Here is an 18,158-nt window from a genome sequence, read left to right as displayed (position 1 = left end):
GCATGCAAAACGTCGACGAAGACACCATTACGCAGATCGTATTGGCCCGTCACGCGGAGGCCACTGATCCGCGTCTCAAGCAGATCATGACAAGCGTGGTCCAGCATCTGCACGCGTTTGCCCGTGACGTTCAGCTAACCGAGGAAGAGTGGTTCAAGGGCATCCAGTTCTTGACCGACGTCGGGCACATCACGGACGACAAACGCCAGGAGTTCATTCTTCTCTCCGATACGCTTGGCCTGTCGATGCTCGTCACCGCATTGAACAATCGCAAACCCATGGGATGTACTGAGTCGACCGTGTTCGGTCCGTTCTTTGTCGAGAACGCCCCGCAATACCAGAATGGCGACGACGTAGCTAACGGAGCCAAAGGCGAGCCGTGTTTTGTCACCGGCCGCATCACCGGGCTCGGCGGCGAGCCAGTCCCGAATGCGCGAATCGAAGTATGGCAAGCCGACTCCGACGGTTTTTACGACGTGCAGTACGAAGGGGCGACCCACAATCATGGGCGCGGAATGCTGCGCAGTCTCGCCGATGGCTCATTTCACTTCAAGTCGGTGACGGCCGAGTCCTATCCCATTCCGCACGACGGCCCGGTTGGCCGCATGCTCAATGCGCTCGGCCGGCATCCGTGGCGGCCCGCGCATTTGCACTTCATGATCGATGCGCCGGGATACGAGCGGCTCATCACGCATGTGTTTCGCTCGGGCGACCAATACCTCGATTCGGACGCGGTGTTCGGCGTACGGTCGTCGCTGGTTGCGGATTGGAGGCGTCATGAAACGGGACGCGCTCCGGACGGCACCCAGATCGATACCCCATACAGCACGCTGGACTTCACGTTTGTTCTTAATCGCGCCAGCGCCACCGTGGAAAGTCGTGCTGCATAGCAACAGGTTCCACCTGTCGCAGATGGATGGAAGAGGAATCAGATGATCAAACACATCGTGATGTGGAATCTGAAAGGCGAAACGCCGGAGGAAAAGGACCGGGCGATCCGCCAGTTGAAAGAGGCGTTTGAAGGTCTCGCGGGAAGAATTCCTGGACTCCTGCATATGGAGATCGGCGTGGATACGAGCAAGGTTGATTACGCGTGCGACGTCGTGCTGTATTCGGAATTTGAATCGCACGACGCGCTGGCTGCCTACGCTGTCCACGCAGAACACATTCGTGTGAAACAGGATCTGGGCGACGTACGTATCGCGAGGCATCAGGTGGATTACGAGGTGATATCGGCGCGTGATCGATCGCCGGATTGAACAAAAAAATAGGATAGCAAAGCGTTATCCCAGGAGACAGGCAATGACTCGAAAACTGATTAAAGGTGGCCATGTCATATCCATGGACACCGAGGTCGGCACGGGCCACTTCGATGTTCTGGTGGAGGATGACCGGATCGTCGAAGTGGCACCAGGGCTCGATGCGCACGACGCCGAACTGATCGACGCGAGCGACTGTGTGGTGATCCCCGGTCTCGTCAATGCGCACATGCATACGTGGCAAACGGCGTTGCGCGGCCTCGCAGCGAACTGGACGTTGACGCAATACTTTCGCAGCGTTCACGCGGGGCTTGCGACGCTGTTTACACCGGACGATCTGTATATTGGCACACTCGTCGGCGCATTGAATCAGTTGAACTGCGGCACGACAACGCTCGGTGACTGGTGCCACAACAATCCAACTCCGGCGCACACCGACCGCGCAATCGACGGGCTGCTCGAGTCTGGAATCCGCAGTGTGTTCTTTCACGGCTCACCGAAGCCCGACCCGAAACCCGGGCAGAAGCATTTCAGCGAAATTCCTCACCCGCGAAGCGAAATTGAACGTTTGCTGAGGGTCCGTCTGAGAAACCGCAATAGCCTGGTGACGCTCGGTATGGCGATACTCGGTCCGCACTATTCGACCTACGACGTCGCCGTTCACGACTTCAAACTGGCGCGAGAAATGGAGCTGGTTGCCAGCATGCATTGCGCCGGGCTCGAACCCAAGACACCTGACGGCTGGGAACGTCTGGCCGAGGCGGGTCTGCTCGGCTCGAACAACAACATCGTGCACGGTAATAACCTGAGCGAGGTGCAGTTGCGGATGATGCTCGATCGCGGCGTGACGTTCTCACTCACGCCGGAGACGGAGATGACGCAAGGACACGGGCACTCCATCACAGGCCGGCTGTGTGATGCCGGTCATGCGCCTTCGCTTGGCACCGATCTCGAGTCGGTCATATCCGGCGACATGTTCTCGGCTGCGCGAATGGCGTTGGCCTCACAGCGCGCGCTTGACAACACCAGGTCTCGCACGGCGCACGGTCAGTTGCCATCGACGTCCACCGTGTCCTGCGACGAGGCGCTGAGCTGGATCACGATACACGGCGCACGCGCGCTCGGTCTCGACGACCGTGTGGGCTCGTTGACGCCCGGCAAGCAGGCAGACGTGGTGCTGATTCGTGCGGACACGCTGAACATGAGGCCGTTGCACGATCCCGTAGCGAGTGTGGTGATGCAGGCCAGCCCTGCGAATGTCGACACGGTAATGGTGGCCGGTCAAGTCCCCAAGAGCGGCGGTCAACTTGTCTTCCCGTCGCTCGATGAACGCCTCGCGGAACTCGACGAATCTGGACGGCGCATTGCCGGCGGTCTGAACCAACTACTTGCCGCGCACTAACGCGCAGCGTTGCCTATCTGTTCTCTCTGGTTTGAGGAGCTACGTCATGAGTGATGCGAAGCGCGCCGTACGCGTCGGGATCATTGGTATCGGCAACATGGGAATGCCGATGTCCACGAATCTGCTGAAAGCAGGTTATACCGTGACCGCTTTCGATCGCACGCAGGACCGGCTGGAGGCGCTCGTTTCGCGCGGCGCGAGGCGCGCGGGGTCGATCGCGGAGGTGGTCGGTGAATCGGACGTGGTGTTTACCTCGTTGCCGAACGACGCGGTGTTTCGCCAGGTAGCGCTGGGTGCCGAGGGCGTCGTCAATAGTGCTAATAGCAATATCGTGTACATGGATACCAGCACGGTGTCGCCAGCGGTATCGGCCGAGGTCGCGGTTGCGGCGGCCCAACGTGGCCTCCGCTATCTGCGTACCACCGTGTCCGGCAATGGAGTGGTTGCCACGGCCGCGGCGCTGGTTGTGATGGCATCGGGGCCGCGCGACGCGTTCGACGAAGTGTTGCCGTTGATCCGCTGTATCGGCCGGTGCGAGTTCTATCTCGGCGAAGGTGAAGAGGCGCGCCTGATGATGCTCGCGGTGAATCTGATGATCTCCGTGTCTTCGGGAATGATTGGCGAGGCGCTGACCCTCGGACGCAAGAGCGGCCTTGACTGGTCGCAGATGCTCGATGTGCTCGCGTCGAGTTCCGTGGCGTCGCCCATGGTGCTGTACAAGGTGCCGCCGCTCAAGGAGCGCGACTTCTCCCCGACCATGTCCGCCATTCTGCAAACCAAGGACGTCGACCTGATCCTCGATTGCGCGGCGGCGAGTCATGTGCCGCTGTATCTGACCTCTGCCGTGCGCTCGCTATTCCATCAATTGATCTCCACCGGTGGCGGAGAGGACGACTACATCGCCCTCGTCAAACAGGTCGAGACGATTTCGGGGGTGGTATGAACGTGAATCGCAACGTCACCGATCTCCTCGCATTGCGCAGTGCGGTGCCGTTCGAGCGCAGTGGAATGCAGCCCAATGACCCATCCGTGAATGCCGCGACTGGTGGCACGCTTGCTGCCCTTGCCGCACAACCACCGCTGCTGGAGTTGCGTGGAATCGCCAAACAGTTTCCGGGTGTACGCGCACTGGATGGTGTGACTTTCGAAGTGCGCGCAGGTGAAGTGCACATGTTGCTCGGCGAAAACGGCGCGGGCAAGTCGACGCTGATGAAAGTCATGAGCGGTGTCTACAAGGCCGACGAAGGCGCGTTCTTTCATCAGGGCGAGCAGGTCCGGATCGACTCGCCGAAAGACGCGCAGGCCCTTGGGATTGCGGTCATCTATCAGGAGTTCTCGCTGGCTCCCTATCTGGACATTGCGCAGAACATCTTTATAGGGCGCGAATTTGCAGGGCGTTTGACCGGCACTGTCGACAATGCGCGTGCTCATCGTGAAGCAAAAAAAGTCCTTGGGCTGCTCGGCTTCGAGCAGGACACGCATACGCCGGTTCACAAGCTGGGCGTCGCACAGCAACAGATGATTGAAATCGCGAAGGCGCTTTCGCAGAATGCGCGGATTCTTGTGATGGACGAGCCCACGGCTCCGCTCTCCGAGCGCGAAACCGAGAACCTGTTTCGTGTGATCCGGATGTTGCAGGCCGAAGGTGTCGCGCTTGTCTATATCTCGCACCGCATGAGCGAAGTGTTTGCGCTTGGCGACCGCATCACTGTGTTGCGCGACGGACGCATGGTCGGCGCGACACGGCCAGCCGACGCCACGCCGGCGGATCTAGTGCGGATAATGGTGGGTCGCGACGTCGACCTGACCTACGCAAGGCGTTTCTGCGAAAAGCCGGGCGTGCTGGGCCTGTCGATGCGAAACGTCAGCTCGCCTAATGGTATCCATGACGTGACCATTGAAGTGCGCGCCGGGGAGATCGTCGGGCTCGCGGGCCTGGTAGGTTCTGGACGATCGGAGGTCGCGCGGGCAGCTTTCGGGATCGATCCTGTGACCAACGGCGAAGTCGAGGTGTTTGGCAAGCGCCGGCGCGGAGCGCCGGACCGGTCCGTCAAGCTCGGCATGGCGCTGATCCCCGAAAGCCGCAAGCAGGAAGGCCTCGCCGTAACACGTTCAGTGGGCGACAACCTGATGCTCTCCGGTCTCGCGAACATGTTCCCGGGTGGCTGGTTTCGACCCGGCGTGGCTCGCGCCTTCGCACGCAAGATGGTCGCCGACCTGCGCATTGCAACGCCCACACTCGGTCGCCGTACGGCGTTCCTGAGCGGCGGTAATCAGCAGAAGATCGTCATTGGCAAATGGCTCGCAACCGGCGCGCGCCTGTTCATTTTCGACGAGCCGACCCGCGGTATTGACGTCGGCGCCAAGGCTGAAATCTTCGCGCTAATCGCGCGGCTCGTGGAAGACGGTGCGGCCGTGCTGCTGATCAGTTCCGAGTTGCCGGAGATCGTCCACGTCTGTGATCGCGCTTATGTGATGCGTGAGGGACGCGTCGCGGGACATCTCGCCCGTGAGCAACTCTCCGAGGAAAACCTGCTTAGCCTGGGGATGCACGATGCATAACATTCAAGCAATACGACAGACGCGTCCATGGACGGCGACCGCGGGTCGCATCCCAGGCGTCGCCTACATGATGGTTGTCATCCTGGCGGTCTTCACACTTCTCAACAGGCAATTCGTCGAGGGAGCGAATCTGATCAACATCGGTTCGCAGGCTTCGATTCTGTTGTTGCTCGCGTTACCAATGACCTTCGTCATCCTGACTGAAGGGATTGACGTATCGGCGGGCGCGGTAGCGGCTGCCAGCAGCATCGCACTGGGTTGCGTCATGCAGGCAGGCGGCCATACATGGCTTGGAATTGTCGCGGCGCTCGCAGTCGGCACGCTGTTTGGCCTCTTTAACGGCACGTTGATTGCGTGGCTGCGCCTGCCGCCGTTCGTCGTGACGCTGGGCACGATGGGGATGGCTCAAGGCCTGGCCCTGATCTTTAGCGGTGGCCAGAGCATCACCGAAATTGGCCAGGTCATTCCTGCACTGTATGGCGGCACAGTCCCGGGCATCCCAGCGCCGTTGATTTTCGCCATCGTCGCATATGCGATCAATCACGTACTGCTTTATCGCAGCCGCTTCGGTATCTATGCGCGCGCCATTGGCGGAAATCCTGAGGCGCTGCGTTTCGCGGGTGTATCGGCAAAGGCGTGGCTCACCGCAATCTACACCTTCGCAGGTGCGATGTTCGGCATTGGCGCGGTTCTGCTGACGGCACGCATGAGCACCGCCCATCCTACTGCGTCGCTTGGCATGGAGTTCGATGCGATTGCAGCGGTGATCGTTGGCGGGACCTCGTTCGAAAATGGCAATGGCGGTTTGCCGGGCACGCTGCTTGGCGTGTTGACCATCGGCATGCTGCGCAGCGGTCTGAATCTCGTCGGCGTGCCGTCTTCGGTGCAGGTTTCGTGTGTCGGTGTGCTCGTCCTGCTGGCTCTTCTGATTGAAGGATGGAAAACCAAATGAACGCGGTCCTGAACTCACTTAAGCCCGGCGAGAACGTCTCGAAGTTTGCATCGCGAATGGCGGCGGTGCTGCTGATTGGCCTCGCACTGTCGCTCGCATCGGATGTGTTTTTCACGCAGACGAACCTGCTGAACATCTTCCGCCAGGCAAGCCTTCTATTTCTGATGGCATCGGGCCTGACGCTGGTGGTGCTCACGGCAGGCATCGATCTGTCGATTGGCGCGAACGTGGCGCTGTCCGCGTGCCTTGCCGGGACCATCATCAAGGCGACCGGATCGCCGCTCGAAGGTGCTGTCGTTGCGCTTGCCTGTGGAACGATGATAGGCGTGATCAACGGTGTACTGGTCGCGCTGCTGCGCATGCCGTCGTTCATCGCGACGTACGGAATGATGTGGCTGATCAATGGCCTCACGTACTACTACATGGCTGGCAACACGATCTACGGATTCCCGCATGGCTTCCGGCAGCTTGGCAATGGCTACCTGTTCGCAATTCCGGTCCCTGTCTATCTGATGCTGATTTTTCTCGGACTCGCTGCGCTCTTCACCAGTCGCACGATCTACGGTCAGCAGGTCTATGCGATCGGCTCGAATCCGGTTTCCGCGCGCTTCTCAGGCATTCCGATCAAGCGCCGCCTCGTGCTCGCGTACACGTTGAGCGGATTGATGGCGGGGCTCGCCAGCCTCGTGTTCCTTGCACGCCTGAATTCCGCCGAGGGTGACATCGGTGCGCCGCTGACGCTGCCCGCGATTGCCGCGGTGTTGATTGGCGGCACCTCGCTGTTCGGTGGCGTCGGAACGCCGTTCGGGACGCTGATCGGTGCCTTGCTGCTGACGCTGGTACTCAACGGTCTGAACCTGCTGAATATTGATGCGAACTGGCAGCCGTTCGTGACCGGCGCAATCATCATCATTGCGGTGCTGGTAGATTCGTTGAGCCGTCAGCGTCAGGAAGCGCGCGCATAGAGGCGGATTGCTGACGAAAGCAGACCTGTACGCAACCCGTTCAGGAAAGAAACCGAACACCCTTGAGTATCTACCATGGCTAATACCCTGCAAAACGCGGCATGGATCGGGCAAAGCGAAGCGGCATCGCACCGGAACAAGCTGTCGCAAGGCACCGGCGTCAATGTGACCCGTCTGAGCGTGTCCGAGTTTGCCGCTACGAAGGCAAACTTCGACGCAGTCATTACAGCCTGTGCGAGCGAAGCAGAACTACGTGAGGTTGCACTAGGCTCGCATGGTGTCCTGCGCGGTGCGCGGCCTCGGCTCGTTTATATCAACTCAAGCCACGTCAGCGAAGAGCTCTCACGTGAGATTGCGGAAGCTGCACGAACCGCGGGTGTCAGCTATTTTCGTGCACCTCTCACGCAGGCGCCTTCGTCACGCGACGTGGCCGCATCGCTTACGGCAATGGTGAGCGGACCGCAGGAAGTGTTCGATGCGGCTCTATCTCTGATTGAGCGCTTTGACTCGAAGGTCTTCTACCTCGGGCAGACCGAAGAGGCGCGTGCAATGACCCGCGTCCTCGATGTGATGAACGGCGTCTCGATGGCGATGTGGGGAGAGGCACTGGTGTTCGGCGAAGCGGTTGGACTTGACTGGACCTTGATGCTGGATGTCATGGAGACAAGTGCAATCGGTTCGCCGCTGATTCAACACCATACCGCCGCGGTGGCCAGACGCGACTTCTCAGTCGCGCCGCGCTGTGGCCAGACGACGGAGCGGCTTGCCGCAGCGCTCAGATCGGGCAAGTCTACGGGTGTCGTTCTGACGCTGACGGGGCTCACGCATCAGATGTATCTCGGAGCAATGCGCAAGAGCGGGTCTGACGCGGATGAGACGGCGGTCATTGCGTGGCTTGAGGACGCGTGCGGCCAGCCTGGTCCTGTGTGAAGGCGTGCAAATTATTTCAACGAGCAAACAACTTGCATGAGACCGGACGAGGCGCTAAAGCGCCAACCCTGGTCGACAGGAGACGAAGATGAACATTTTGAGGAACGCAGTGGCACTGGCACTCTTCCTATGCGGCAGCGCTGCACACGCGGATAACGCAAGCATTGCGCTGTTCACGAAGAATCAGACCAATCCGTACTTCCAGAGTATCCGGCTGGGTGCGCAGAGCGCGGCAAAGGAAATGCACGTATCGCTGACCAACTATGTACCGACCCAGGCCGACAGCATCCCCGAACAGATGAGCCAGATTGATGACGTGATCGTCAAGCGCCCCAGCGCCGTCGTGTTCGTTCCCGTTGACTTCAAGGCCATGGGTCCTGGGATCGCGAAACTGAATGCAGCGAAGATTCCGGCGATCAACATTGCCGACAAGGCTCAATCAGGGGATTTCGTATCGTTTGTCGGCGCAAGCGATTATCAGCTTGGACTGCAGACCGCGCGCTATCTGCTGAAGTCACTGGGCGGTAAGGGCAACGTCATCATTATCGAAGGCGTGCGAGGCACGTCGACATCCGAGGAGCGCATGCGTGGCTTCCACGATGCATTGAAGGAGGCCCCAGGCGTCAAGGTACTGAGTTCGCAGCCAGCCAATTACCAGCGGATGCAGGCGCTCCAGGTCATGGAAAACCTGCTGCAGACCTATCCGAAAGTGGATGGCATCCTGGCCGCCAATGATGCGATGGCCATTGGCGCGCTCGATGCGCTGGACGGCGCAAATCGAAAGGCACGGGTAGTGGGTATCAACGCGAGCAAGGAAGCGGTCGACCTGATCAAACAGGGCAAGCTCCTCGCCAGCGGTGACTATTCCGGCTTCAAACAGGGATGCCTTGGTGTCATGGCGGCAGTGCGATCGCTGCACAAGGAACCTGTACCCAAGGACATTTCGCTAAAGACCGAGGTCGTGACATCCGCCAATTATCAGAGCTTCGACGTCGCGCCGGAGAAGATGACTTGCCCCACGTGGGCAGACGCGGTCGGCAAGTGATCTCCGTAAAGTCAGACTAAAACGTCAGGAGGAAAGAGATGCACTGGATTATTTACTGCACCGACAAACCCGGGTCGCTGTCGCTTCGTGAGGCCCATATTGTGCGTCACCGGGCCTATCTGGAGACCAAGCCGATCAACGTGGTGATGTCCGGCCCATTGATGGACGATGCGGGCGAAAAAATGAACGGAAGGTTCTTTCTGGTCGACGCTGAGTCGCGCAGCGAGGTTGAATCGTTCAGGCGGAACGATCCCTTCTTCGATCTCGGCCTGTGGAGTGAGGTACACATCCACCGGTTTTACAAGCGGGTAGGGTGAGCAGGAGCAATGCGTCGATTTCCTTTATGTCAACCGTAAGCACGCTGGAGAAAACAGCCATGTCAGAAGTATCCGTATCGATTGATCAGCCCGGGTTTTTCAAGCAATCGGACCTGCCGGAACAGGTGAACAAGGCGGAAATGATCCAGAAGGTGCTGACTGGACGCGAGGGAATGGTGGTCTGGTCGAAGATCAAGGCTAGCACCTACACCGCTGCGCATTCGCATCCCAACGAGCAGATTACCTGGGTGATCTCCGGGCGCATGGACTTCCGCATTGCCGATCAGAAGCGCACGTGTCTGGCGGGCGACCTGATCCTGATTCCCAAAGATGTCGAGCATGAAGTGTTGTATGTGGATGAGTGCGAGATTATCGAGTTCTTCACGCCGCCGCGTCTGGATCTATATCCGGCTGCTGCGCATAGTGTCTTTGGCATGTGACGTCGGGTGAGTCCAGGAGTGTTTATGCAGCAATCGTTCGTCTATGAAGCGCAACCCGCGCGTGTCGTGTTCGGAAGCGCAACCAGTGCGCGTCTTCCGGAAGAGGTGGAACGGCTGGGATTGCAACGTGTGTTGGTCTTGTGCACACCGCAACAAACATCGCTGGCCAGGCGAATTCAGAGCTTGCTGGGCGAACGCGCAGTGGCCGTCTTCTCCGGCGCGACGATGCACACACCCGTGGACGTGACCGAACGTGCGCTCGCGGTGGTGCGTGAGCAAAAGATTGATGGCGTCGTGGCCGTGGGTGGCGGATCGACTACCGGTCTCGGCAAGGCCATTGCACTGCGTACCGATCTGCCGCAGATCGTCTTGCCGACGACCTACGCCGGCTCGGAAATGACGCCGATTCTCGGTCAAACGGAGAACGGCCTCAAGACGACCCAGCGCAGTCCGAAGGTGCTGCCGGAGGTAGTGATCTACGACGTGGATCTGACCTTGTCGCTGCCGGCGGCCGGCTCGGCCACTTCGGCGCTGAACGCCATGGCTCACGCGGTCGAAGCGCTCTATGCACCCGACACCAATCCGATCATTTAGTTGATGGCGGAGAAGGGCATACGCGCCATTGTTAGCGCATTGCCACGTGTGATACGCAAGACCGACGATCCGGACGCGCGCTACGAGCTGTTGATGGGTGCGTGGCTGTGCGCGTGCTGTCTGGGCGCCACGACGATGGGTCTTCATCACAAGCTGTGCCACACGCTCGGCGGCCTGTTCGATTTACCGCATGCGGAGACGCACGCAATCGTATTGCCCTACGCGCTTGCTTATAACGCGGCCGAAGTCCCAACGGCCATGACACACCTGCGTCGCGCAATGAATACGGACAATCCTGTGCAGGCGCTGCTCCAGCTGGAACGTCAATGTTCGATTCCGCTCGCGTTGCGCGATGTCGGCATGCCGCACGAAGGGGTCGCGACCGCGGTCGCGCAGGTGATGGCCAACCCTTATCGCAATCCGCGTGCTCTCGGTCAACGGGCATTGTCGGAATTGCTGGAACGCGCCTGGTCAGGCAGCGGCATCGACTAGCGCCAGGAGGCATGATGGGGTTCGATTTTATGATTATCGGCGGCGGCAGTGCGGGTGCGGTTCTCGCGGCGCGCCTCTCCGAAAGCGGTGAACACAGTGTGCTGCTGGTCGAGGCGGGAGACGATACGCCGCCCGAGCGGACGCCTGCCGACATCGACGATACGTTTCCGCGCTCCACGCTCAATCCGCATTATTTCTGGCCCGGACTTCAGGCGACGGTGGTCGAAGGACAAGCGCCGCGTCCTTATCCGCAAGCGCGAATCATGGGCGGAGGGTCGAGCATCATGGGCATGTTCGCGCTGCGCGGCGTGCCCTCCGATTACGAGCGCTGGGTGGCGGCCGGCGCTGCGGGTTTGTCATGGAACGAAGTCGTTCCGTACTTCCGGAAGATCGAAAGCGACTACGACCGGGAAAAGGTGTCGAAGGGCATCTATCCAATTCGCCGCATGCCGGCAGCGGAGTGGCCGGCCTTTGTCGGCGCCATGCAACAGGCAGCCGCTTCCCGCGGCTACCCGTACGTAACGGACATCAACGAGACGCCCCGTGATGGCTTCTTTGCGATGCCTGTGAGCCGCGATGACAATGTACGCGCCACCAGCGCACGCTCCTATCTGACGGCAGAAGTGCGCAGCCGCAAGAACCTGACCATCATGGCCGGGGCCACGGTGACGAGACTTGAGTTCGAAGGCACCAGGGTGGTGGGTGCGCAGGCTATCCGTCAAGGTCAGGCAACGACGTTCCGTACGCAGCGTGTCATCGTCTCGGCGGGGGCGATTCATTCACCAGCCATCCTGCTGCGTTCTGGAATCGGTCCTGCAGATGCACTGACGCGCCTGGGCATCCCCGTCGTAGTGGATCGGCAAGGAGTGGGCCGGAACCTGCAAAACCACGGCTACCAGTTCTACGCGCTCACATTGCCGCGCGGTGGCCGGCTCGCGCCGTATCTACGCAGATTCGCCGTCGCGGGTTTGCGATCATCATCAGGAATCCATGGTTGTCCGTCTAGCGATCTGTTCCTGTTCATGCTCGGCCGTGTGAGTGCGCGCTCGTTCGGTACTGATGTCGCGATGGTCGGGTCCGCGCTCTATTCCCCTTTTTCGCTGGGCGCGGTCACGCTTGCCAGTGCCGACCCGGCGGTCAGTCCGCTGGTCGACTTTCGCATGCTCAGCGATGCGCGCGACGCCCAAAGAGTGGTCATGGCAGCGAGGCTCGCGCAGTCGCTGCTCGCCGAACCCGAGGTTGCGGCGAGTTTCGGCGAAGCGTATTTGCTGCCCTCCGGCATGGCTGTCAACCAGTTCAACAAGCCGGGTGTAAAGGGCACGCTGCTGGCGGCCGCGGCGAAGATTGCACTCAATGCGCCGGGACCCGTGCGGCGCTTCGCAATTGGGCGGGCGATGGCAGATGGCAAGCCTCTCGCCAAGGATGGCGATAACAGCGCGATTTCGGACGCCGATCTGCTGGCGTCGATCGCGCCAATGGGTCATCCGGTTGGCACCTGCGCAATGGGCCGCGCGGATGATCCACGTGCGGTAGTCGATCCCGGCTACCAGGTCCATGGGGTCGAAAACCTATTCGTCGTGGACGCGTCGATCATGCCAGTGATCCCCAGCGCCAACACCAACCTCCCGACACTGATGGTGGCCGAACACGCCGCTGATCGCATCCTCGGGAAGGTTGGACCCTTCGCGGCGAAACTAGAGATCACACAATGAAAAGGAGACGGTTGTGAAGCCACAGAAGATGTTGATCAAGGGCGGCGTCATCGTGACGATGGACCCGAAATTTCGTGAGTTAAGCCGTGGCGACATGCTGATCGAGGACAGCCGTATCGTTGCGATTGCCCAGTCGATTCCAGGCGTGGAGGACGCGGAAGTCATCGACGCAAGCAACTCTATGGTCCTGCCGGGTCTCGTCGACACACATCGTCACACGTGGCAGTCACTGTTCAGGAATATCGCTTCCGACTGGAGCCTCTCGCATTACTTCACTGGTTTGCACGGCACGATCAGCGAGTTGTACAGCGCGGAGGATACCTATGCGGGGAATCTGCTGGGCACACTGGAGGCATTGAATTCGGGCATCACGACGATGCTCGACTGGTGCCACAACCTGAACACGCCGGAACATACGGATGCCGCGGTCGATGCGTTGGTTGCAACCGGGGCACGTGTGGTGTTTGGTCACGGTGGCGGACATCAGCATTATCAGGTGGTCAGTCAAGTCGAGCATCCACGGGAGGACGTCAGGCGGTTGCGCCGCGGACGCCTCGCGAACGATAACAGCCTCGTGACGCTGTGTCTCGCCGCCCGTGGCAATCAGTTCGCCACCATGGAGGTGACCGAGCGCGACTGGCAACTGGCCGATGAACTCGATCTGCGCATTTCCTGTCACTTCGGCGACGGCGAATGGGGGAAAGGGCGACCCATTGCCGCGCTCGCTGAACGAAACATGCTTTCTCCAAAGCTGACGTGCGTGCATTGCAACTCGCTGGCAGATGATGAGTTGAAGATGCTGGCCGACGCCGGTTGCACGGCTTCGATCGCGCCTGACATCGAACTGCAAATGGGTCATGGCTGGCCTGCAACCGGCCGGCTCATCAAGGCAGGCATCAAACCAAGTCTTTCGATCGACGTCTGCAGTTCGAATGGTGGTCACCTGTTCGGCACGATGCGTGCGGCGCTCGGCACGCAGCGCGGCTTCGACAACGAAGAGGCTCGCAATGCCGGCAAGGCTTGCGTCGATGAGATGCAGACGACCTGCCGCGACGTATTGGAATTCGCAACGATACGGGGCGCGCAAGCGTGTGGACTGGATGCGAAGATCGGCAGCCTCACGCCTGGCAAGCAGGCCGACGTGATCATGATCCGAACGGACTCGTTCGAAATGACCCCGCTTAACGACCCGATTGCGCAGTTCGTCTACAACTGCCATCCGGGCCTGGTCGATACGGTGCTCGTCAATGGCAAGGTGGTCAAGCGCGACGGGAAACTGGTGGGCGTCAATTTCGAAGAAGTGCGGCAACTTGCCTATAAGTCGCGCGACGCCATCGTGCTTCGTGCAAATGGCAAGAATGGGCTGAAGCTCGATGGAACGTGGGTGCCCAAACAGTACCACGCGGGCGAGTAAAGCAGACCCAAGTCTAAAACCGAATGACAAGGTAAGCTAACATGATAGAACTCCGAAATAAAAATATCGTGGTGACGGGCGCGGAATCGGGCATTGGTCGGGCGGTTGCGTTGCAATGCGCGAGCCTGGGCGCGAAGGTGTGCGCGGCAGGCTATGACGCTGCGGGCCTCAAGGAAACAGTGAGCCAGGCGAATCTGTCGAGCGGCGGCCAGATCATCGACTTTCAGGTCGACATTCGGCAACCTTCGGCCATCGAGGCGATGTTCGACTTCACCTGCACCCGCTTTGGCGAACTCACGAGCGTGGTCGCCAATGCCGGCGTCATTTCTCTCGCGCCGTTCGAAGAATTAACGCTGGCGGAGTGGGACCGCATCATCGCGGTGAACCTGACCGGCACGTTCCAGACGCTCTGGCACGCCGCGAGGATCCTCATCAAACAGGGCCGCGGCGGCTCGCTGATTGCAACCGGTTCGTCGACCGCGGTGCGGGTCATTCCGAATGCGGCGGCCTATGTGGCATCCAAAGGCGGCGTGCACGCGATGATGGAGGCGCTAGCGCTCGAGTTGGGCAAATACCGCATTCGAGTCAATACGCTGGTTCCTGGACAGACTGCGACGCCGCCTCTTCGCGCCATTCCCGGTTATCTGGAGAAGGCGGCAAGTGTTTTGCCGCTGCAGGAAGTGACGGAGCCGGAAGAACTCGGATGGCTGGTGGCCTTCGCGCTCAGCGATCTGACGCCGCATATGACCGGCTCGCATCTGAAGATCGATAGTGGCCGCACTATTTCCTGAGCGTTTTACGGTGCTACAAAACCGAAACGCATGACCAATCCAGCAAATACGACAACGGAAGATTTGAAACTATGAACCGACTTGACGAAAAATAGATTGACCTGCTTTTCAAGGAAGCGCGTAGCCAGAACGGCTGGCTCGATCGTCCGGTTTCCGATGCTCATTTGCGCGAGCTATACGAAATCATGAAGTACGGGCCGACCAGCATGAATACGAGCCCAGCACGCATAGTGTTTCTGCATACGCCGCAAGCCAGGGAGCGTCTGATTCCCGCACTGTCGCCGGGTAACGTGGACAAGACGCGGGCTGCACCGGTGTGCGCCATCGTTGCTCATGATCTTGCGTTTTACCGACAGCTACCGAAACTGTTTCCGCACAAGCAGGATGCGGCAGCGATCTTCGAAGGCAAGCAGGAATTGATCGAGAGCACGGCTTTTCGCAATAGCACGCTACAGGGTGCGTATCTGATCATGGCGGCTCGCGCATTGGGTCTGGATTGTGGGCCGATGTCCGGCTTCGACGCGCAAAAGGTGAATCAGGAGTTCTTCCCGAAAGGGGACTTCAAGGTGAATTTTGTCTGCAACATCGGTTACGGTGATCAGTCGAAAGTGATGGGCCGCTTGCCAAGACTCACGTTCGAGGATGCTTGCGAGGTGCTGTGATCGCGCGGCACAGTATCTACGTTCGCCGCAGATGCTCTGGCTCTGCTGCCGCTAAGATGCAGATCAGATTCGCGTCTTGAGAAAAAAGGGACTTTACCGCCGGAATGCTGTCATTACATTGCCGTACTGAAAATCGCCTCTGTGGAATTGCGCTTGCGAGCCGCGGCTGCCTGAGCTGTGTGCCGCAACGTGGCAATTCTCGGATTGCGCGGGCTCGGTTCCGAAGGGACCTGCGTTCCAGAGTCGCTTCAATGGAGCATGTTGATGCAGGACTGCACAAGTCCCGAATGAGGAAATCCTGCTATCGGCTGCAAAGATATGGATACCGCGTATGTCGAAGGAATCTCTGCGGTAAACGCCTAGCCGGTATTGCGCCATTAGTGACACGAAAGATCGGGTCACGCAGATATAACCACAGACCCATATGTTCAATGAGACAGATATGAAAAGCATTTCATGGCGTTTTATGGTACTCGTACTGTGCTTATACGGCAGCGCCGCCTATGCTGACAAAGAAAGCATTGCATTATTCACCAAGAATCAGACGAACCCCTACTTTGAAAGCGTTCGGTTGGGCGCGCGGAGTGCAGCGAACGAATTGCACGTGACGTTGACTAACTATGTGCCGACTCAAACTGACAGCATTCCAGAACAAATGAGCCAGATTGACGATGTCGTCGTCAAACATCCAAACGCGGTCGTGTTCGTTCCAGTGGACTTCAAAGCAATGGGCCCCGGGATTAAAAAATTGAATGCAGCGAAAATTCCGACGGTGAACGTCGGCGACAAGGCTCAGTCAGGTGATTTCGTGACTTTCGTAGGCGCAAGCGACTATCAACTGGGATTGCAGACCGCTCGCGTTCTTCTAAAATCTCTCGGTGTAAAAGGAAATGTGATCATTCTTGAGGGCGTTAAAGGGACCTCGACATCCGAGGAACGTATGCGCGGCTTCCACGATGCATTGAAGGAGGTGCCAGGTGTTAGGGTTTTGAGTTCCCAGCCTGCGAACTATCAGAGGATGCAGGCGTTGCAAGTGACGGAAAACCTGTTGCAGACCTATCCGAAGATCGACGGCATATTGGCCGCGAACGATGCGATGGCCATTGGTGCACTCGATGCCCTGGACGGGGCGAACCGAAAAGCGGAAGTGGTCGGTATCGCTGCGAGCAAAGAAGCGGTTGATCTGATCAAGGAAGGAAAACTGCTCGCTAGCGGTGACTATTCCGGGTTCAAGCAGGGATGTATCGGTGTGATGGCGGCAGTTCGGTCGCTGCACAAGGAGCCTGTACCCGAGGAGATTTCGCTAAAGACCGAGGTCGTGACATCCGCTAACTATCAGAGTTTCGATGTCGCACCGGAGAAGATGACGTGCCCCACGTGGGCAGACGCGCTTAGGCAGTGAGGCGATGTTCGCACTTTTAAGCAGTCGCCCGATTTAGCGTGCATCGAATGTGGCTTGACGTTGTCGGAACCACGGGGGCTTTCGCACACCCACCTGGCCGCTGGCCGCTGGCCGCTGGCCGCTGGCCGCTTATAGCGGCACGCAGTGGTTCGGGTCAGGACCGAGTGGTTGCAGGTTGAACAACGTCGTCGCCCACCGCCGGCTTTGTCACCGGTGAGAGTCGACGTAGCCCATGCCACGAAGCGGCGGCTGCAACAATCGCCACCACACCGGTTGCGACGCTCAGAGAGCCTAGGGCGAGCGTCGCGGTAAATGCAGTCGGGCGCGCCTGATAGAGCCTGATGAGCGCACTGGAAAGAGCGGTCAAGGGGAAGGTGAAACCCCACCATGAACGTGAAAAAGTGGCCTCCCACAAGCGTTTCCCAAGACTTGCTACGCATAGCGCAAAGAAAAGCGAACAATATGTCCAGAACTCCGACAGCATGTTGCCGTTACCCAGGATAGCGGACAGGGCGATGGCAATGACCGCGGGAGCGGACACGAGGATCTTGAGACCGGGCAACGCGCGAACAGCGATCCGCGGTTCCGAAAAAATCATTCTGAACAGAATGATTGGCTGGAATGCAAACCAGCAAGCGATGGCCGAGATCAGCATCGCCTGGCTCAGGTTTTCGTAGCCGAGAGTCACGCCCGCGAATGCAGGAGATGCATTTCCAACCATTGGAATCAGCCAGGTAGGTCCCGCTTCCGATATACGATGTGTCCGGGTCATCCAGCGCCGCATTGATGCGACTAACACGATGAGCTGCGCCGCGGTTGTCGGCCACCAGATGCATTTGGCTAGCAGCGGGCTGTACGGAAGGGCCGCCAGCGCCAGAAGAGACCCCGATATGGTCGCGGCCGAGAAGAACACGAACTGCGAAGACGAGTTCCATTCGTCGACCAAGGCGTCTGGGCGGACACACGCGCGGACGAGTTGCAGCGCTACCAACACGCCGTATAACGCAGCGCCTGCAAGCAAGATACTTTCCCCAATGAAATGCGGTAACCCGAACGAGACTGATGCGATTCTCCACCCCAGCCCGAGTCCGATGGTACCCATCGCGCTGGTGAAGAGATCAAATCTGGTGTGCTGCAGGAATCGGTCTGACATGAAGCGTCCCAAACACCGCCTGTCTAACGCAAGACCACCGTTAGCCGTCCGGTGCAAAAACCCCTG

19 protein-coding genes are annotated in these 18,158 nt (G+C 59.2%); 18 read left to right on the top strand and 1 reads right to left on the bottom strand.

Annotated features, from left to right (window positions below; genetic code table 11):
- Positions 1–2: 2 nt before the first annotated feature.
- The 18 genes from ACZ9H4_RS24070 to ACZ9H4_RS23985 all read left to right on the top strand — a co-directional run bounded on the left by ACZ9H4_RS24070 (position 3) and on the right by ACZ9H4_RS23985 (position 16,939).
- Complete coding sequence (locus ACZ9H4_RS24070) at positions 3–890, top strand: intradiol ring-cleavage dioxygenase (protein ID WP_408157340.1); 888 nt, start codon at positions 3–5, stop codon at positions 888–890.
- 42 nt (positions 891–932) lie between these two features.
- On the top strand, positions 933–1,259 hold the full coding sequence (locus ACZ9H4_RS24065) for a Dabb family protein (protein ID WP_408157342.1): 327 nt from the start codon (positions 933–935) through the stop codon (positions 1,257–1,259).
- Positions 1,260–1,302: 43 nt separating this feature from the next.
- The gene (locus ACZ9H4_RS24060; protein WP_476121259.1) at positions 1,303–2,661 is read left to right on the top strand and encodes an amidohydrolase family protein; all 1,359 of its coding nucleotides are present in this window, start codon (positions 1,303–1,305) and stop codon (positions 2,659–2,661) included.
- A 46-nt stretch (positions 2,662–2,707) separates the two neighbouring features.
- Positions 2,708–3,604: an NAD(P)-dependent oxidoreductase gene (locus ACZ9H4_RS24055; RefSeq protein ID WP_408157346.1), complete on the top strand. Its 897-nt coding sequence runs from the start codon at positions 2,708–2,710 to the stop codon at positions 3,602–3,604.
- Entirely contained in the window at positions 3,601–5,223 is a 1,623-nt protein-coding gene (locus ACZ9H4_RS24050) for a sugar ABC transporter ATP-binding protein (RefSeq protein WP_476121499.1), read from the top strand. The genes ACZ9H4_RS24055 and ACZ9H4_RS24050 overlap by 4 nt, the downstream gene beginning before the upstream one ends.
- Entirely contained in the window at positions 5,216–6,175 is a 960-nt protein-coding gene (locus ACZ9H4_RS24045; RefSeq protein ID WP_476121256.1) for an ABC transporter permease, read from the top strand. The genes ACZ9H4_RS24050 and ACZ9H4_RS24045 overlap by 8 nt, the downstream gene beginning before the upstream one ends.
- Complete coding sequence (locus ACZ9H4_RS24040) at positions 6,172–7,140, top strand: ABC transporter permease (RefSeq protein WP_408157350.1); 969 nt, start codon at positions 6,172–6,174, stop codon at positions 7,138–7,140. Before ACZ9H4_RS24045 ends, ACZ9H4_RS24040 begins: the two co-directional genes overlap by 4 nt.
- A gap of 75 nt (positions 7,141–7,215) precedes the next feature.
- Complete coding sequence (locus ACZ9H4_RS24035) at positions 7,216–8,070, top strand: NAD(P)-dependent oxidoreductase (RefSeq protein WP_476121254.1); 855 nt, start codon at positions 7,216–7,218, stop codon at positions 8,068–8,070.
- An 88-nt stretch (positions 8,071–8,158) separates the two neighbouring features.
- Positions 8,159–9,115, top strand: a complete 957-nt coding sequence (locus ACZ9H4_RS24030) for a sugar ABC transporter substrate-binding protein (RefSeq protein ID WP_408157354.1) — start codon at positions 8,159–8,161, stop codon at positions 9,113–9,115.
- A gap of 38 nt (positions 9,116–9,153) precedes the next feature.
- On the top strand, positions 9,154–9,432 hold the full coding sequence (locus ACZ9H4_RS24025) for a YciI family protein (protein ID WP_476121251.1): 279 nt from the start codon (positions 9,154–9,156) through the stop codon (positions 9,430–9,432).
- Positions 9,433–9,491: 59 nt separating this feature from the next.
- Positions 9,492–9,872, top strand: a complete 381-nt coding sequence (locus ACZ9H4_RS24020) for a cupin domain-containing protein (protein ID WP_408157358.1) — start codon at positions 9,492–9,494, stop codon at positions 9,870–9,872.
- 24 nt (positions 9,873–9,896) lie between these two features.
- On the top strand, positions 9,897–10,466 hold the full coding sequence (locus ACZ9H4_RS24015; RefSeq protein WP_476121249.1) for an iron-containing alcohol dehydrogenase: 570 nt from the start codon (positions 9,897–9,899) through the stop codon (positions 10,464–10,466).
- Positions 10,467–10,469: 3 nt separating this feature from the next.
- Positions 10,470–10,958, top strand: a complete 489-nt coding sequence (locus tag ACZ9H4_RS24010; protein ID WP_476121497.1) for a dehydroquinate synthase/iron-containing alcohol dehydrogenase family protein — start codon at positions 10,470–10,472, stop codon at positions 10,956–10,958.
- Positions 10,959–10,969: 11 nt separating this feature from the next.
- The gene (locus ACZ9H4_RS24005) at positions 10,970–12,670 is read left to right on the top strand and encodes a GMC family oxidoreductase (RefSeq protein WP_476121247.1); all 1,701 of its coding nucleotides are present in this window, start codon (positions 10,970–10,972) and stop codon (positions 12,668–12,670) included.
- Between the two features lie 13 nt (positions 12,671–12,683).
- Positions 12,684–14,084: an amidohydrolase family protein gene (locus ACZ9H4_RS24000; protein WP_476121245.1), complete on the top strand. Its 1,401-nt coding sequence runs from the start codon at positions 12,684–12,686 to the stop codon at positions 14,082–14,084.
- A 41-nt stretch (positions 14,085–14,125) separates the two neighbouring features.
- Complete coding sequence (locus ACZ9H4_RS23995; protein ID WP_408157366.1) at positions 14,126–14,875, top strand: SDR family NAD(P)-dependent oxidoreductase; 750 nt, start codon at positions 14,126–14,128, stop codon at positions 14,873–14,875.
- A gap of 95 nt (positions 14,876–14,970) precedes the next feature.
- A complete protein-coding gene (locus tag ACZ9H4_RS23990; RefSeq protein ID WP_476121495.1) occupies positions 14,971–15,537 on the top strand; it encodes a malonic semialdehyde reductase in 567 nt (188 codons plus the stop codon).
- Between the two features lie 442 nt (positions 15,538–15,979).
- Entirely contained in the window at positions 15,980–16,939 is a 960-nt protein-coding gene (locus ACZ9H4_RS23985) for a sugar ABC transporter substrate-binding protein (protein WP_476121242.1), read from the top strand.
- 154 nt (positions 16,940–17,093) lie between these two features.
- Here ACZ9H4_RS23985 and ACZ9H4_RS23980 read toward each other — a convergent pair whose 3' ends face one another.
- A complete protein-coding gene (locus ACZ9H4_RS23980) occupies positions 17,094–18,092 on the bottom strand; it encodes an SLAC1 family transporter (protein ID WP_476121240.1) in 999 nt (332 codons plus the stop codon).
- Positions 18,093–18,158: the final 66 nt, after the last annotated feature.

It is taken from the genome of Paraburkholderia sp. TE9906 (genome assembly GCF_056279605.1).
The sequence above is the reverse complement of the archived record's forward strand: the minus strand, read 5'-3'. Positions and strand labels throughout refer to the sequence as shown.

Bases quoted from the DNA above. Each gene is read 5' to 3' on its own strand.
- ACZ9H4_RS24045 (WP_476121256.1), top strand. From the start codon at position 5,216: ATGCATAACATTCAAGCAATACGACAGACGCGTCCATGGACGGCGACC.
- ACZ9H4_RS24055 (WP_408157346.1), top strand. From the start codon at position 2,708: ATGAGTGATGCGAAGCGCGCCGTACGCGTCGGGATCATTGGTATCGGC.
- ACZ9H4_RS23995 (WP_408157366.1), top strand. From the start codon at position 14,126: ATGATAGAACTCCGAAATAAAAATATCGTGGTGACGGGCGCGGAATCG.
- ACZ9H4_RS24030 (WP_408157354.1), top strand. From the start codon at position 8,159: ATGAACATTTTGAGGAACGCAGTGGCACTGGCACTCTTCCTATGCGGC.
- ACZ9H4_RS24050 (WP_476121499.1), top strand. From the start codon at position 3,601: ATGAACGTGAATCGCAACGTCACCGATCTCCTCGCATTGCGCAGTGCG.
- ACZ9H4_RS24070 (WP_408157340.1), top strand. From the start codon at position 3: ATGCAAAACGTCGACGAAGACACCATTACGCAGATCGTATTGGCCCGT.
- ACZ9H4_RS24020 (WP_408157358.1), top strand. From the start codon at position 9,492: ATGTCAGAAGTATCCGTATCGATTGATCAGCCCGGGTTTTTCAAGCAA.
- ACZ9H4_RS24010 (WP_476121497.1), top strand. From the start codon at position 10,470: ATGGCGGAGAAGGGCATACGCGCCATTGTTAGCGCATTGCCACGTGTG.
- ACZ9H4_RS24035 (WP_476121254.1), top strand. From the start codon at position 7,216: ATGGCTAATACCCTGCAAAACGCGGCATGGATCGGGCAAAGCGAAGCG.
- ACZ9H4_RS23985 (WP_476121242.1), top strand. From the start codon at position 15,980: ATGAAAAGCATTTCATGGCGTTTTATGGTACTCGTACTGTGCTTATAC.
- ACZ9H4_RS24015 (WP_476121249.1), top strand. From the start codon at position 9,897: ATGCAGCAATCGTTCGTCTATGAAGCGCAACCCGCGCGTGTCGTGTTC.
- ACZ9H4_RS23980 (WP_476121240.1), bottom strand. From the start codon at position 18,092: ATGTCAGACCGATTCCTGCAGCACACCAGATTTGATCTCTTCACCAGC.
- ACZ9H4_RS24060 (WP_476121259.1), top strand. From the start codon at position 1,303: ATGACTCGAAAACTGATTAAAGGTGGCCATGTCATATCCATGGACACC.
- ACZ9H4_RS24040 (WP_408157350.1), top strand. From the start codon at position 6,172: ATGAACGCGGTCCTGAACTCACTTAAGCCCGGCGAGAACGTCTCGAAG.
- ACZ9H4_RS24065 (WP_408157342.1), top strand. From the start codon at position 933: ATGATCAAACACATCGTGATGTGGAATCTGAAAGGCGAAACGCCGGAG.
- ACZ9H4_RS24025 (WP_476121251.1), top strand. From the start codon at position 9,154: ATGCACTGGATTATTTACTGCACCGACAAACCCGGGTCGCTGTCGCTT.
- ACZ9H4_RS24005 (WP_476121247.1), top strand. From the start codon at position 10,970: ATGATGGGGTTCGATTTTATGATTATCGGCGGCGGCAGTGCGGGTGCG.